The 15,542-nt window shown below is 55.5% G+C and carries 12 protein-coding genes; 7 read left to right on the top strand and 5 right to left on the bottom strand.

Annotated elements, in window-relative coordinates; genetic code table 11:
* Positions 1-83: 83 nt before the first annotated feature.
* A complete protein-coding gene (yiaJ, locus tag KW828_RS08640) occupies positions 84-935 on the top strand; it encodes an IclR family transcriptional regulator YiaJ (RefSeq protein ID WP_218335998.1) in 852 nt (283 codons plus the stop codon).
* Here yiaJ and KW828_RS08635 read toward each other — a convergent pair.
* The 5 genes from KW828_RS08635 to rhlB form a co-directional block, all read right to left on the bottom strand.
* On the bottom strand, positions 927-2,642 hold the full coding sequence (locus tag KW828_RS08635) for a ShlB/FhaC/HecB family hemolysin secretion/activation protein (protein WP_218335997.1): 1,716 nt from the start codon (positions 2,640-2,642) through the stop codon (positions 927-929). The two genes, yiaJ and KW828_RS08635, sit on opposite strands and share 9 nt — an antisense overlap.
* 57 nt (positions 2,643-2,699) lie before the next feature.
* Positions 2,700-3,950: a collagen-like triple helix repeat-containing protein gene (locus KW828_RS08630; protein ID WP_218335996.1), complete on the bottom strand. Its 1,251-nt coding sequence runs from the start codon at positions 3,948-3,950 to the stop codon at positions 2,700-2,702.
* A 366-nt stretch (positions 3,951-4,316) separates the two neighbouring features.
* Positions 4,317-5,573, bottom strand: coding sequence for a valine--pyruvate transaminase (gene avtA / locus KW828_RS08625; protein ID WP_218335995.1), 1,257 nt, complete (start codon positions 5,571-5,573; stop codon positions 4,317-4,319).
* Positions 5,574-5,732: 159 nt separating this feature from the next.
* Complete coding sequence (gene gppA / locus KW828_RS08620; RefSeq protein WP_218335994.1) at positions 5,733-7,217, bottom strand: guanosine-5'-triphosphate,3'-diphosphate diphosphatase; 1,485 nt, start codon at positions 7,215-7,217, stop codon at positions 5,733-5,735.
* 6 nt (positions 7,218-7,223) lie between these two features.
* Positions 7,224-8,489, bottom strand: a complete 1,266-nt coding sequence (gene rhlB, locus KW828_RS08615; protein ID WP_218335993.1) for an ATP-dependent RNA helicase RhlB — start codon at positions 8,487-8,489, stop codon at positions 7,224-7,226.
* A 144-nt stretch (positions 8,490-8,633) separates the two neighbouring features.
* On the opposite strand from rhlB, the gene trxA reads away from it, so the two are divergent.
* From trxA to wecC, 6 genes are all read left to right on the top strand, one after another.
* Positions 8,634-8,963 carry a thioredoxin TrxA gene (trxA, locus tag KW828_RS08610; RefSeq protein ID WP_088221138.1) on the top strand — a complete coding sequence of 110 codons (330 nt, stop codon included), beginning with the start codon at positions 8,634-8,636 and terminating at the stop codon, positions 8,961-8,963.
* A 336-nt stretch (positions 8,964-9,299) separates the two neighbouring features.
* The gene (rho, locus tag KW828_RS08605; RefSeq protein WP_072571082.1) at positions 9,300-10,559 is read left to right on the top strand and encodes a transcription termination factor Rho; all 1,260 of its coding nucleotides are present in this window, start codon (positions 9,300-9,302) and stop codon (positions 10,557-10,559) included.
* 356 nt (positions 10,560-10,915) lie between these two features.
* Positions 10,916-12,019, top strand: coding sequence for a UDP-N-acetylglucosamine--undecaprenyl-phosphate N-acetylglucosaminephosphotransferase (wecA, locus tag KW828_RS08600; protein WP_218335992.1), 1,104 nt, complete (start codon positions 10,916-10,918; stop codon positions 12,017-12,019).
* Between the two features lie 13 nt (positions 12,020-12,032).
* On the top strand, positions 12,033-13,079 hold the full coding sequence (gene wzzE / locus KW828_RS08595; protein WP_218335991.1) for an ECA polysaccharide chain length modulation protein: 1,047 nt from the start codon (positions 12,033-12,035) through the stop codon (positions 13,077-13,079).
* 56 nt (positions 13,080-13,135) lie between these two features.
* Positions 13,136-14,266: a non-hydrolyzing UDP-N-acetylglucosamine 2-epimerase gene (wecB, locus tag KW828_RS08590; protein ID WP_218335990.1), complete on the top strand. Its 1,131-nt coding sequence runs from the start codon at positions 13,136-13,138 to the stop codon at positions 14,264-14,266.
* Positions 14,263-15,525 (top strand): UDP-N-acetyl-D-mannosamine dehydrogenase, encoded by a 1,263-nt coding sequence (gene wecC, locus KW828_RS08585; protein WP_218335989.1) that lies wholly within the window; start codon positions 14,263-14,265, stop codon positions 15,523-15,525. Before wecB ends, wecC begins: the two co-directional genes overlap by 4 nt.
* Positions 15,526-15,542 lie beyond the last annotated feature (17 nt).

Here is a 15,542-nt window from a genome sequence, read left to right as displayed (position 1 = left end):
AGTTACAATATTTCTGTCCAGATCGTGAACTGAAACACACTTTGCGCTACCATCAGGGCGCGATAAAAACGGGAGTGGAAGCGATGAAACGCAAAGAGGCTGACGTGACAGACGTGGCACAAGAAAAAGAGCGGCCCGCCGGGAGCCAGAGTTTGTTTCGCGGTCTGATGTTGATTGAAATTCTCAGCAATTATCCGAACGGTTGTCCGTTGGCCCATTTGTCAGAACTGGCCGGACTGAATAAAAGCACCGTGCATCGTTTGCTGCAGGGCCTGCAATCCTGTGGCTACGTCACCCCCGCACCGGCGGCAGGGAGCTACCGGCTAACAACCAAATTTATTGCCGTGGGTCAGAAGGCGTTAAGCTCGCTGAATATCATTCATGTCGCGGCCCCGCACCTGGAAGCGCTTAACATTGCCACCGGCGAAACCATTAACTTTTCCAGCCGCGAAGACGATCACGCGATCCTGATCTACAAGCTGGAGCCAACCACCGGCATGCTGCGTACGCGCGCCTATATCGGCCAACATATGCCGCTCTATTGCTCGGCGATGGGCAAAATTTATATGGCGTTTGGTCAGCCGGAGTATGTGAAAGCGTACTGGGAGAGCCATCAGGAGCAGATCCAGCCGCTGACGCGCAACACCATCACGGCACTGCCCGCGATGTATGACGAGCTGGCGCAGATCCGCGACAGCAGTATGGCGATGGATCGTGAAGAGAATGAGCTGGGCGTGTCGTGCATTGCGGTGCCGGTGTTCGACATCCATCGTCGTGTGCCTTACGCGATTTCCATTTCGCTTTCCACTTCGCGGCTTAAGCAGATTGGCGAAAAGAATCTGCTCAAACCGCTGCGCGAGACCGCGCAGGCGATCTCCAGTGAACTGGGTTTTTCCGTGCCGCAAGTAGACGTCAGTGAAAACGGCTCAACGTAAGTTATTAAAATTCCACGTCACCGTGAGGTTATAACGCCAGTCGCGCGGGTGGGAGTCGGTGGGGAGATCGCCCGTCGGACGGGCGGCTTCCACCGCCAGCGTATAGTGTTTGTTATCGCCCACCATCACGCCCGCCGCCACCGAGCTTAACCGCTGCTGGCGAAAACCGGGCGCGTTATACCAGGTGCGCGCGGTGTCGGCCAGCACGTAGGGCTGTACCGTCGCAAGCCAGGTGCTTTCTTTGCGGCTGTGCAGATAGCGCAGCTCCAGTTGCCCGCCGTAGCCGTAATCGCCGCTGGCTTCGCCATCCTGATAGCCGCGCCCGAAACGCTGTGCGCCGAACTGTACGCGCTCCGGATCCGGCAGCGTGGTGTCAGACCAGACGCCCTCCAGCGATGAACTTAACCGCCATTTTTCCGCCACCATCCAGCCTGCATCGACGTTGCCTTTCCAGCGCGTAAAGCTGAGATCGGTACCGGCCGCCGGGGCGATGTCGGCATCGAACGTATCCAGCCCTTGCCGCAGGTTGAGACGGGCATTGATGCTCGCCTTGCTAAATTCCCGGTAGCCGGTAATACCCAGATCCAGCGCCGGATAGCGGGTGTGCTGGCTCTGTGACGCAAGCGGGATCGTCTGCCCAAAGCCGCGCGCCCGCAGGTCAATATCGTTACGTTTGTTGGTGTAATCCACCCCGCCAGAGAGGCTGATTTGCTTCTGGCGGGTCAGCAGCAACGGATAACTAAAACTGATACCACCGTTATATTGCGTTGATTGCTGGCGGGCATCCACCGTGAAACCGGGAAGATTCAGCAAGGGGGTGAAGTCGTCAGGGTCGTCGCGATAAAAGCTGCCTTTGAGCTGCATACTCAGCCCTTCGTCGGTGAGAAACTGCTGATAATTAAGGCCGATATAGGTCTTGCGGGTGTCACCGTCCAGCGGCACAAAGGTGGCAACGCCGAGCTGATCGCCATAGGAGGTGAGGTTACTTAGCGTGCCGTTAACCAGCGCCAGATTTTCACCTTTACGCATGTCGAGCGTGGAGGAGAGATCCCAGATGCGCGGCTGACTGGCCTCCACGTTCATCACCGCCGCGCCATAAATATTCTTCGGCAGCTGCGCATTCACATCCACTTTGGTGCCTGGCGTGCGGGTCATCAACTGGCTATAACGGTCAAAGGTGGCCTGGCGTAATGGTTTTTCGGCCATCATTTTTTCCGCCAGGCGTTTTAAGCGCGCCGCGATGCCGGCGTTATTGCTCTGGATCGCGCTGTGAGCGACGTAGCCTTCGACCAGCACGATATTGATGTTGCCGTTTTGGAAATTATTGTCCGGCAGCCAGGCGTAAGAGAGCGGGTAGCCATCGGCCCGGTAGCGGGCCGTGATGTCATTCACCAGCCGGATGATTTCCTTTAGCGGCACGGTTTTGCCCGCATAAGGGCGAAAAGGCGCGAGCAGGCTTTTCAGCGGGTAAAGCTTGCCGCCGATAAACTGGATATGCCCGACGAGAACAGGCGTTTCCGGGGTGAGCTGCGTGCCGGATTGAGGTAACGAGACGGTCGGCGCGCTGCGTTTAATCGCGCCGGGGTCCTGCTGACCGGGCGCGGCTTTTGAGGGGTTAACCGGGTCGATAATGGCGGGGAGGGTATCCGCCCGGGCGATGCCGAGCACCGCGCCGCACATGAGCGCATAGCAGAGGGGTAGTCTCATGATGCAATCCCTAATCGCAGGAAAACGTGCCCCCGGGCGGGGGCACGGTACAGCGTGTTATTGTTTCGGTCTTAATAGCCCGCCTACGACACCGGTCACGCCGCTAAGCGGGCCCGAGGCGGAGGTTCCACTGGTGTTGTTATTGTCTACGGTTGCGGTCAGTCCGGCGGTCAGGTTATTAACCGTGGCACCGACGTTTGCCACCAGACCCGTTTTACTGGCATCCGCCGTGGCATCAACCGCGATCCCGCCTGTTGGCGTGGCCCCTGGCGTGGTGACGGTGGTCGGTTTCACCACGCCGCCCACATCCGTAACCGTCTGACCAAGATTGGTGACGACCTGGCCGACGCCGTTCAGGCCTGGATTACTGCTGCTGACGTTGGTACCCACACCGCTGACGCCATTGCCGACACTGGTTAACAGATTGCTGACCGGCGTTCCCAGACCGGTTGCGCCACCCACGCCCTGGGTGACACGCTCTACGCCCGCGGTGGTGTTGTTAACCAGCGTGGTGGTGCCGGTAGTGAGACGGGATACGCCATCACTTTGCACCACGTTGGTCAGCGCGGTGCCTGTGCCGCTGACTACCTGACCGGTGCTGTTCACGATGGCGCCCGTTGCGCCGGTGATACCGCTTAATGACGATCCTGAGGTGGTACTGGCAAGGTGAGTACCCACATCAGAAACGGTGCCGCCCAGTGAGGTCACGGTGGTGGTGACGCCACTAAGCGTGGTGCCCACGCCGTTGAGATTCGAACGATCGCCGATGCCGCTGGTAATGCCGCCGCCGGTGGTTTCAATGGCGCTGCCCACGCCGCTGACGGTTGTCGCAACGGTTGAGGTGACCGGATTGTTGGTCGGCAACTGGCTGCCGAGATTATCCAGGGTGGTGCCTACGCCGGAGACGGTTTCGCCGGTATCGCTGAGAATAGTGCTGATCGCGCCGTTCGCCGCGGTATCTGTGCCGCCGGAACCGCCACCCGTGCCGCCACCGCCTGTACCACCACCACCTGTACCTCCACCGCTGCCGCCGGAACCCGATCCGCCTGTGCCAGTACCGGAGCCACCTGAACCGCCAGTGCTGCCGCTACCTGTGCCACCGCTACCACCGGAACCAGAACCGCTGCCGCCCGATCCGTTATTCGCCGTCGACGTTCCATCGTTAGCACCCCCTCCCGTGCTCGTCCCTGTGGTCGGCGTTTTTTTCGCCGTGGAATGAGAACCGCCGCCGCTGCAGGCAGATAATGAGAATGCAAGAAGTACGGCCACCGTAATGACGCTCAGGTGGCTAACGTTATTAGTAGCCATGATAATACTCCACTAAATAAAACGCCGGACGGCGTATTAATGAGTGTAAGACTATTTTTAACCGCTACCACTTTTACCGGGTTTATTTTTCTATAAAGTTATTAAATTATGATTATTCCTGGTTTTTGGCTTAACGTAATCATAAAAGTCATTTAATTTCAATTATTTAGTTTTTATATGAAAGGCGTAAGCGGCACTGAAATGTAGACGGGGTGTGTAGCGTAAATTAACTGACTCCAACCATTAGTTATGTCTGCTAATTATTGGTTGCGATATATCGCATCAAAAACATTATTTTATTAATGCAGCTGGTTATGACCATGAAAAATACCCGGGCTACATCACATAAGCCCGGATATATTCTTTTTAAAGCTGACTTTCCTGCCAGGCGAATTCAATTTCTTCCGCAAGCACTTTAATGCCCGCCTCGATTTTATCCGGGTCAGGAACGTAGTTCATGCGCATACACTGATGGGTGTGCGGCCAGGGTTTGTCGAGGCCGGGGAAGAAGTAGTCGCCCGGCACCATTAGCACGCCGCGCTTTTTCAGACGCTGGTACAGCAGTTCGGTGGTGATCGGCAGATCCTTAAACCACAGCCAGAGGAAAATCGCCCCTTCCGGTTTGTGGATCAGGCAGCGCTCTTCCGACAGATAGCGGCGGATGGTGGCGACCGTTTCCTGCACGCGCTGCTGGTAGAAGGGTTTGATGACGGTTTCTGACAGGCGCAGCAAATCGTTACGCTTGATCATCTCGCACATCATCGCCGGGCCGATACCGCCGGGGGCGAGACTGATAATGCCGTTCATATTACGGATCGCCGCAATGATTTTTTCATCCGCGATGATGATCCCGCAGCGACTGCCGGGCAGGCCGAGCTTGGAGAGGCTCATGCACAGCACGGTATTCGGGTTCCACAACGGGCGTGCTTCGCTGAAGATGATGCCGGGGAAGGGGACGCCATAGGCGTTATCAATGACCAGCGGAATGCCGTGCTGATTCGCCAGCGCATCCAGCTTCATCAGCTCTTCATCGGTGATCACGTTCCCGGTCGGGTTGGTCGGACGCGAGACGCAGATCATGCCGGTTTCTTCCCCGATATGCAGGTGCTCGAAATCGACGTGATATTTAAACTGGCCTTCCGGCAGCAGTTCAATGTTGGGGCGCGCCGAGACAAACAGATCCTCTTCGAGGCCGGAATCGGCATAGCCGATGTACTCCGGTGCCAGCGGGAACAGCACTTTTCGGGTGCTTCCATCGGCACGGCGACCTGCGAACAGATTGAACAAGTAGAAAAACGCGCTCTGGCTGCCGTTTGTCAGTGCAATATTCTGCGGCTCAATGTCCCAGCCCTGGGTTTCCCGTAGCATCTGCGCAAGGCACACCAGCAGCTCTGACTTACCTTGTGGACCGTCATAATTGCACAGCGCGTCAGTGGCTTTACCGGAATTGAGCATGTCGGCAAGCAGCTGGTGGAAATAATCGGTCATTTCCGGGATTTGCGCCGGGTTGCCGCCGCCGAGCATGATAGCGCCGGGGGTGCGCAGGCCGTCGTTGAGATCCTCCATCAGGCGGGTGATGCCTGAATGGCGGGTGAATTTATCGCCGAATAGTGAAAATGTCATAGCAGGTGTTCTGTCGGTCTGTTTTTGAATTTGCCCCACCTTAACGCCAGTGCAGGCGCGGTGCAAATCGCGGAAAGGCAGGGCCGGTGGAGTAAAATGCTGAGGATGGGTTTTAACGTGGTGCTTTATGCCCTCCGCAGAGGGCGATGATAAAAGGCATTACAGGACGGTTAACGGCCAGTGGACGTAGCTCTGCCACTGACACTCCTGATCGATAAGTTCAGCGCCCAGCGGGTGGCTGGTCAGCCAGTCATCCGGCAGCGTCAGCGTCAGGTTTTCCTCTACCGCCGTCAGGGTGATGGCGGGCAGCAGATCGTCACGGCGACGGCTGGCGAAAATAATCGCCAGACGCAGCAGACGGCACAGGTGTTCCGCCACGCGCGGCGGCACGGCATTTTGCTGATGCAACGACGAGAGATCGATCGTGCTGGTCTGGTTGAGCAGCAGCGTGGCCAGCAGCTTTTTCTGCGCAGGCGTAAAGCCCGGCAAATCGAGGTTACGTACCAGGTAAGCGGCGTGTTGCGGCGCGGATTTAAAATCGACGCTGAGGCCGATTTCATGCAGCTGACAGGCGCTGACCAGCAGATCGCGCGACAGCGGCTGAAGATCCCAGACGTCTTCTACCTGCCCGGCAAATCGGGTTGCCAGCTGGGCGACGCGCAATGCCTGTTCGGTATCGACCATGAAACGGCGCTGAATGTTACGCAGCGTACGGCTGCGAATATCTTGATCCACCGACAGATGCAGCATGCCGTAGACCAGACCTTCTCGCAGCGCTCCGCCCGCAAGGGTCATGCACTGGATGTCGAGTTCGGTGAAGATGGCGATGAGGATCGCCAGCCCGCTCGGGAAAACCAGCGCCCGCTCCAGCGTCAGGCCTTCGATTTCCAGCTCCTCAAGACGGCCACACTGGATGGCGCGTAGCTTAAGCTGCTGAAGTTTGGCCAGCGTGATGCGCTCGTCCATACCCTGCGCCATCATGATTTCTTGCAGCGCCTGTACCGTGCCGGACGCGCCGACGCAGACTTTCCAGCCATGCGTGCGCAGCTCACCGGCAACCGGGCGGATCACCTCGCGCGCGGCGCGTTCGGCCTCGTCGAAGTGCTCTTTCGCCAGATTGCGATCGGTAAAATAGCGCTCAAGCCAGGTGACGCAGCCCATCGACAGGCTGAACAGAGAGGTGGTTTGCGCGCCGGTGCCGGTGACCAGCTCGGTACTGGCCCCGCCAATATCCACCACCAGACGACGATCGTCGCCACCGGTGGTGTGCGCTACACCCTGATAAATCAGACGCGCCTCTTCCTCTCCGCTGATGAGTTGCACCGGGCAACCGAGGATTTCCTGCGCTTTCGTGATAAAGACGTGGGCGTTGACGGCCAGGCGCAGCGTCGCCGTGGCGACCACCTGGATTTGTACCTGAGGGATGTCCTGCAAACGCTCGGCGAACAGGCGCAGACATTGCCAGCCGCGCTCCATGGCTTCGGGGGACAGCACAAGATCGCTGCTCAATCCCGCCGCCAGACGGACTTTGCGTTTGATGCGGCTGAGGGTTTGTATGCTTCCCGCCACCTCGCGTACAACCAACATATGAAAGCTGTTAGAGCCTAAATCTATTGCTGCATATAACGAGGTGGACTTGAGCATCAGTTTTTAACCCGGGCGACGTCTGTTTCGTGGTGCGCCAGGGCGGCGCTGATTATTGCCTGGACGGGCGCGGGTGAGGCGCAGCGGCTTCGGCAGATCTTTCAGGAGCGCGTCCGGATTGTATTTGCTTACCGGAATAGAGTGGCCGGTATAGGTTTCAATCGCCGGCAGGTTCAGCGCGTACTCTTCACAGGCAAGGCTAATGGAATGACCGCTTGCGCCCGCACGACCGGTACGGCCAATGCGATGCACATAGTCTTCACAATCGTCCGGCAGATCGTAGTTAAAGACGTGCGTAACGGCTGGGATGTGCAGGCCGCGTGCTGCCACATCGGTTGCTACCAGAATATCCAGGTCGCCACGGGTGAATTCTTCCAGAATACGCAGACGTTTTTTCTGTGCGACGTCGCCTGTCAGCAGTCCTACACGATGTCCATCGGCGGCTAAATGGCCCCAGATGTCTTCGCAGCGGTGTTTCGTGTTGGCGAAAACAATGGCGCGATCCGGCCACTCTTCTTCGATCAACGTCTGCAACAGACGCATTTTTTCTTCGTTAGACGGGTAGAACAGCTCTTCCTGAATGCGGTGACCGGTTTTTTGTTCCGGTTCAACTTCTACATATTCAGCGTTGTTCATCTGCTCAAAGGCCAGTTCACGCACGCGGTAAGACAGCGTGGCGGAGAACAGCATGTTCAGACGTTCTGTCACGCCAGGCATACGACGGAACAGCCAGCGGATATCTTTGATAAAGCCCAGGTCATACATACGATCGGCTTCATCCAGCACGACAACCTGAATCGCGCCAAGGTTGATGTGGTTCTGTTTCGCGTAATCGATAAGACGCCCGGTGGTGCCGATCAGAATGTCGACGCCGCTTTCCAGGACTTTAAGTTGTTTGTCGTAGCCATCGCCGCCGTAGGCGAGACCTAATTTCAGGCCGGTCGTCTGTGCCAGGGGTTCAGCATCAGCATGAATTTGCACCGCCAGCTCACGGGTTGGTGCCATGATCAGCGCGCGCGGTTGGTTCACCTTGCGGTCTTCGATCGCCGGGTGAGAGAGAAGATAATGAAACGTGGACGTCAGAAACGCCATCGTTTTCCCGGTACCGGTTTGCGCCTGTCCTGCTACATCACGACCAGCCAGCGTTAGCGGGAGCGCCAGTGCCTGAATGTGTGTGCAATTATGAAAGCCTTTGTTTTCAAGGGCTTCGATCACCTTAGGGTGCAGGGCGAAGTCGGTAAACTTCTGTTCTGTTAAATGTGTTTTGCTCATAGTGTGGTAGAATATCAGCTTACTATTGCTTTACGAAAGCGTATCCGGTGAAATAAAGTCAACCTTTAGTTGGTTAATGTGGCATCAATACGTTGTAGTTTCATGCTACATCAGCACGCCAGGCTTATTCCTGTGGAGTTAAATATGAGCGATAAAATTATTCACCTGACTGACGACAGTTTTGACACGGATGTACTTAAAGCTGAAGGGCTGACCCTCGTCGATTTCTGGGCAGAGTGGTGCGGTCCGTGCAAAATGATCGCTCCGATTCTGGATGAAATCGCTGACGAGTATCAAGGCAAACTGACCATTGCCAAACTGAATATCGACCAGAACCCGGGCACCGCCCCGAAGTATGGTATCCGCGGTATTCCGACCCTGCTGCTGTTCAAAAACGGCGAAGTAGCGGCCACCAAAGTGGGTGCGCTGTCTAAGGGTCAACTGAAAGAGTTCCTGGACGCCAACCTGGCATAATCCAGCGCAAACCCAGCCTGGCGTGCCGCGTTCCTAATTTTTTGGGATCGCTGGACGCCCGGCTTCAGTCGTGCTAAGTTTGTTTTGACTTCGTTTTAAACATACCTTTGTAGTTTGTACCCGATACTTCCCGCTGAGCACCATCGCCGCGAGAGAAGTAGATAGATTCCGGGCTTGTCACTCAATCCGTCTTGTCGTTTCAGTTCTGTGTTCTTCCCGTAAGCAGGCAGCGAACAGACATGAGTTGATGGCCGCTAAAACAGGCATGGATGACCCTGCCATACCATTCACAAATTAAGTTCGAGATTTACCCCGAGTTTAAGAACCCACACCACTATGAATCTTACCGAATTAAAGAATACGCCGGTTTCTGAGCTGATTACTCTCGGCGAAAATATGGGGCTTGAGAACCAGGCTCGCATGCGCAAGCAGGACATCATTTTTGCCATCCTGAAGCAGCACGCTAAAAGTGGCGAAGATATATTTGGCGACGGTGTGCTGGAGATCTTGCAGGACGGATTTGGTTTCCTCCGCTCCGCAGACAGCTCCTACCTCGCCGGTCCTGATGACATCTACGTTTCCCCTAGCCAAATCCGACGTTTCAACCTCCGCACTGGTGATACCATCTCTGGTAAGATTCGCCCGCCCAAAGAGGGTGAACGTTACTTTGCGCTGTTGAAAGTCAATGAAGTTAACTACGACAAACCAGAAAACGCGCGTAACAAAATCCTGTTTGAGAACCTGACCCCGCTGCACGCGAACTCTCGTCTGCGTATGGAACGTGGTAATGGCTCTACAGAAGATTTAACCGCTCGCGTTCTCGATCTGGCTTCGCCGATTGGCCGTGGTCAGCGTGGCCTGATTGTGGCACCGCCGAAAGCCGGTAAAACCATGCTGCTGCAGAACATTGCCCAGAGCATTGCTTACAATCATCCGGATTGCGTACTGATGGTTCTGCTCATCGACGAACGTCCGGAAGAAGTGACCGAGATGCAACGTCTGGTGAAAGGCGAAGTGGTCGCGTCCACCTTTGACGAACCCGCTTCCCGCCACGTGCAGGTCGCCGAAATGGTTATCGAGAAGGCGAAGCGTCTCGTTGAGCACAAGAAAGACGTTATCATTCTGCTCGACTCCATCACCCGTCTGGCTCGCGCCTACAACACCGTAGTACCGGCTTCCGGTAAAGTGTTGACCGGTGGTGTGGATGCTAACGCCCTGCATCGTCCGAAGCGTTTCTTCGGTGCGGCACGTAACGTGGAAGAGGGCGGCAGCCTGACCATCATCGCGACCGCGCTGGTCGATACCGGTTCTAAAATGGATGAAGTTATCTACGAAGAATTTAAAGGTACCGGCAACATGGAACTGCATCTGGCGCGTAAAATCGCTGAAAAACGTGTGTTCCCGGCGATCGATTACAACCGTTCAGGTACGCGTAAAGAAGAGCTGCTTACCACGCAGGAAGAACTGCAGAAAATGTGGATTTTGCGTAAGATCATTCACCCGATGGGCGAAATCGACGCAATGGAGTTCCTCATCAACAAGCTGGCGATGACCAAAACCAACGACGAATTCTTCGACATGATGAAACGTTCGTAAGTCTTATCAATTTTGCTGGTTCTGGTGAATGATTTGACGGCGGTTTGCATCAACAGGATGATGTGAAGATGTGGAAAAAAAGTGCAGTTTCTAAGTTGATAGAACGCGCTTAATCCAAATAAAGCCCCGAAACGCCACGTTTTACGTGGCGTTTTTCTTTTGCGGAATATACGCTATTACCACGGGGCCACTGGATGCTTCGGGCAGTGCGCGATATTACGGAACATTCACTATAAGAATGGCCTAATTGATTGAAAAACATACAACAGACCCTGTGTATGACCCGCTTTATTGCTTCTTGAGCAAGGTCAACGCCGTTATACTTCCGGGATCAACATTCGCTGAGAGCATGCATTGTGAATTTACTCACTGCGGTTACTGAGTTATTCAGTATTTTTTTACTCACTTTTATCTTTCTTTTTTTCGCACGGAAAATTGCGAAAAAAATCGGCCTGGTCGACAAGCCTAATTTTCGTAAGCGACACCAGGGGCTGATCCCGTTGGTGGGCGGCATCTCTGTTTACGCCGGGATCTGCTTCACTTTCTACATTGCTGACTACTACATACCTCACGCTGCTCTCTATCTGGCCTGTGCGGGCGTGCTCGTCTTCGTCGGGGCAATGGACGACCGCTTTGATATTAGCGTAAAAATTCGCGCCACTATTCAGGCGCTTATTGCCATCGTCATGATGGCCGTCGGTAAACTTTACCTTCTCAGCCTCGGACATATTTTTGGTTCGTGGGAACTGGTGCTCGGACCCTTCGGTTTCTTCCTGACGCTGTTTGCCGTCTGGGCCGCAATCAATGCTTTCAATATGGTTGATGGCATTGATGGCTTGCTCGGGGGTCTGTCCTGTGTCTCCTTCGGCGCCATCGGCATCATCTTGTGGTTTGACGGCCAGACCAGCCTCGCGATGTGGTGTTTCGCCATGATCGCCGCCATCCTGCCTTATATCCTGCTGAACCTCGGGGTGCTTGGCCGCCGCTATAAAGTGTTTATGGGCGACGCGGGCAGCACGCTGATTGGCTTTACCGTGATCTGGATCCTGCTGGAAACCACCCAGGGACAACGCCATCCTATTAGCCCGGTGACGGCGCTGTGGATCATCGCCATTCCGCTGATGGATATGGTCGCGATCATGTATCGCCGTCTGCGTAAGGGCATGAGCCCGTTCTCACCGGATCGCCAGCACATTCACCATCTTATTATGCGTGCCGGGTTTACCTCCCGTCAGGCATTTGTCCTTATCACGCTGGCCGCCGCCTTGCTGGCCGCTATCGGCGTTGTGATGGAATATGTACATATCGTGCCAGAATGGGTCATGTTGGTATTATTCTTGCTAGCATTTTTCCTGTATGGCTACTGTATCAAACGGGCCTGGAAGGTCGCACGCTTCATTAAACGTGTGAAGCGCCGGCTCCGTCGTAAAAGCAGACATAATCCACCATTAACCAAGTAATTCTGGGATAGCGATGACTCAACCATTACCGGGAGCACAATCAGTAGGTACGGAAAATGAACTGGATATCCGTGGTTTGTTTCGTACTTTGTGGGCAGGAAAATTCTGGATTGTAGGTGTGGCGCTGGTTTTCGCCTTGATCGTATTGCCCTATACCTTTTTCGCGCGTCAGGAATGGAGCGCCACGGCAATGACTGATCGGCCTACCGTGAACATGCTTGGAGGCTATTACTCCCAGCAGCAATTCCTGCGTAATCTGGACGTTAAAGCCAGTCTGGCACCGGTCGACCAGCCTTCGGTAATGGATGATGCTTATAAAGAATTCATCATGCAGCTGGCGTCCTGGGACACCCGCCGTGATTTCTGGTTACAGACCGACTACTACAAGCAGCGCATGGTGGGTAACAGCAAAGCCGATGCCGCGATGCTGGATGATTTGATCAACTCTATCCAGTACACACCTGGCGATGCCCTGCGCAGTGTGAATGACAACGTCAAGCTGACGGCAGAAACCGCGCCGGATGCCAATAATTTGCTGCGCCAGTATGTGGCCTTTGCCAGCCAGCGTGCCGCCAGCCATCTTAATGATGAGCTAAAAGGCGCATGGGCGGCGCGTACTATCCAGATGAAGGCGCAGGTCAAACGTCAGGAAGAGGTGGCGCGCGCGATTTTCAACCGTCGTGTCCACAGTGTGGAACAGGCGCTGAAAGTGGCTGAGCAACACAATATTTCCCGTAGCGAAACGGAAGTGCCGGCTGACGAACTGCCTGATTCCGAGATGTTCTTGCTGGGCCGCCCGATGCTGCAAGCGCGCCTCGAAAACCTGCGTTCCGTCGGTCCGGAGTTTGACCTGGATTATGACCAGAACCGTGCCATGCTGAATACGCTCAACGTTGGCCCTACACTGGATCCCCGTTTTCAGACTTATCGTTATTTGCGCACGCCGGAAGAGCCGGTAAAACGCGACAGCCCGCGTCGTGCTTTCCTGATGATCATGTGGGGCATTGTGGGGGCGTTAGTCGGAGCTGGTGTGGCGTTAACCCGCCGTCGCTCATACTAAATGCCGTCTGAGATGAAGGCCGCCGTGCCTTCATCATCTAATCGAAGAGAATCGTTGTGAAAGTACTTACCGTATTTGGCACACGACCAGAGGCCATTAAAATGGCGCCTCTGGTTCATGCACTGGCAAAGGATCCTTATTTCGAGGCGAAAGTGTGCGTCACCGCGCAGCATCGTGAGATGCTCGATCAGGTGTTACATCTCTTTTCGATCATCCCGGACTACGACCTTAATATCATGCAGCCGGGTCAGGGGCTGACAGAAATTACCTGCCGCATCCTGGAAGGGCTGAAGCCGATCCTTGAATCCTTTAAGCCGGATGTCGTGCTGGTGCATGGTGATACCACCACGACCATCGCCGCCAGTCTTGCCGCCTTTTATCAGCGTATTCCGGTAGGTCATGTGGAAGCGGGTCTGCGCACCGGCGATCTCTCCTCGCCGTGGCCGGAGGAAGCTAACCGCACGCTGACCGGCCATCTGGCGATGTACCACTTTGCGCCTACAGAGAACTCCCGCCATAACCTGCTGCGGGAGAACGTGGCGGACAAGAAAATTTTCGTTACCGGCAATACGGTTATTGATGCGTTGTTCTGGGTACGCGATACCGTGCTGAACAACGACGCGCTGCAAAAGGAGCTGGCCGGGCGCTATCCGTTTATCGATAAATCCAAAAAGCTGATCCTTGTGACCGGGCATCGCCGTGAAAGCTTTGGGCGCGGCTTTGAGCAAATCTGTCACGCGCTGGCAGACATCGCCGCCGCCCATGACGATGTGCAGATCGTCTATCCGGTACACCTCAATCCCAACGTCAGCGAACCGGTGAATCGCATTCTGGGGCACGTGGATAACGTCATTCTGATCGAGCCGCAAGACTACCTGCCGTTCCTCTGGCTGATGAATCACTCCTGGCTTATTCTCACGGACTCCGGCGGTATTCAGGAAGAGGCGCCTTCATTGGGTAAGCCGGTGCTGGTGATGCGTGATACCACCGAGCGCCCGGAAGCCGTGGAGGCCGGTACGGTCAGGCTGATCGGCACCGACAGACAGCGTATCGTGGATGAAGTCACGCACCTGCTGACTAATTTTGATGCGTGGCAGGCGATGAGCCACGCGCACAATCCGTATGGAGACGGTGAGGCCTGCGGTCGAATTTTGCACGCACTTAAACACAATCGGGTAACGCTATGAGCTTTTCAACCATTTCTGTCATTGGCCTTGGCTACATCGGACTGCCAACCGCGGCGGCGTTTGCGTCCCGTCAAAAGCAGGTAGTGGGTATTGATATTAACCAGCATGCGGTGGACACCATCAACCGCGGGCAAATTCATATTGTTGAACCTGAACTCGACAGCGTCGTCAAAGCGGCGGTTGAGGGCGGATTTTTGCGCGCCAGCACCACGCCGGTAGAGGCAGATGCGTACCTGATTGCCGTGCCGACGCCGTTTAAGGGCGATCACGACCCGGATATGGCCTACGTGGAAGCGGCTGCCAAATCCATTGCCCCGGTGCTGAAAAAAGGCGCGCTGGTGATCCTCGAATCCACCTCACCCGTCGGCGCGACCGAGCAGATGGCAGAATGGCTGGCGGAAATGCGCCCGGATCTCAGCTTCCCTCAACAGGTGGGCGAGCAGGCGGATATTAATATTGCCTACTGCCCGGAGCGCGTGCTGCCCGGCCAGGTGATGGTTGAACTGATCAAAAATGACCGCGTGATCGGCGGCATGACGCCCGTTTGTTCTGCCCGCGCCAGCGAGCTGTACAACATTTTCCTTGAAGGTGAGTGTGTGGTCACCAATGCCCGCACCGCTGAAATGTGCAAACTCACCGAGAACAGCTTCCGCGATGTGAACATTGCGTTTGCTAACGAACTGTCGCTGATTTGCGCCGACCAGGGCATTAACGTCTGGGAGTTGATCCGTCTCGCCAACCGCCATCCGCGCGTCAATATTTTGCAGCCGGGACCGGGCGTGGGCGGGCACTGTATCGCCGTCGATCCGTGGTTTATCGTGTCGCAAAACCCGCAGCAGGCGCGGCTGATCCGCACCGCCCGCGAAGTAAACGACAGCAAACCGCAGTGGGTGCTGAATCAGGTTAAAGCGACGGTTGCGGATTGCCTGACGGCGAGCGGCAAACGCGCCAGTGAACTTAACATCGCCTGCTTCGGTCTGGCATTTAAGCCGAACATTGACGATCTGCGTGAAAGCCCGGCGATGGAAATCGCCCGGCAGATCGCCGAATGGCACAGCGGTAACACCCTGATGGTGGAGCCGAATATTGAGACGCTGCCGAAAAAACTCGCCGGTCTTGGTGAGCTGGTAGGCCTCGACGAGGCGCTGGCAAAAGCCAATGTGATCGTCATGCTGGTGGATCACCAGCAGTTTAAAGCTATTCCGGGTGACGACATCGCGCAGCAGTATGTTGTTGATACCAAAGGCGTCTGGCGTTGAAAACCCCGGCACCGCCG

This window comes from Enterobacter sp. ENT03, assembly GCF_019218745.1.
Taxonomy (GTDB): domain Bacteria; phylum Pseudomonadota; class Gammaproteobacteria; order Enterobacterales; family Enterobacteriaceae; genus Enterobacter_D.
The sequence above is the reverse complement of the archived record's forward strand: the minus strand, read 5'-3'. Positions and strand labels throughout refer to the sequence as shown.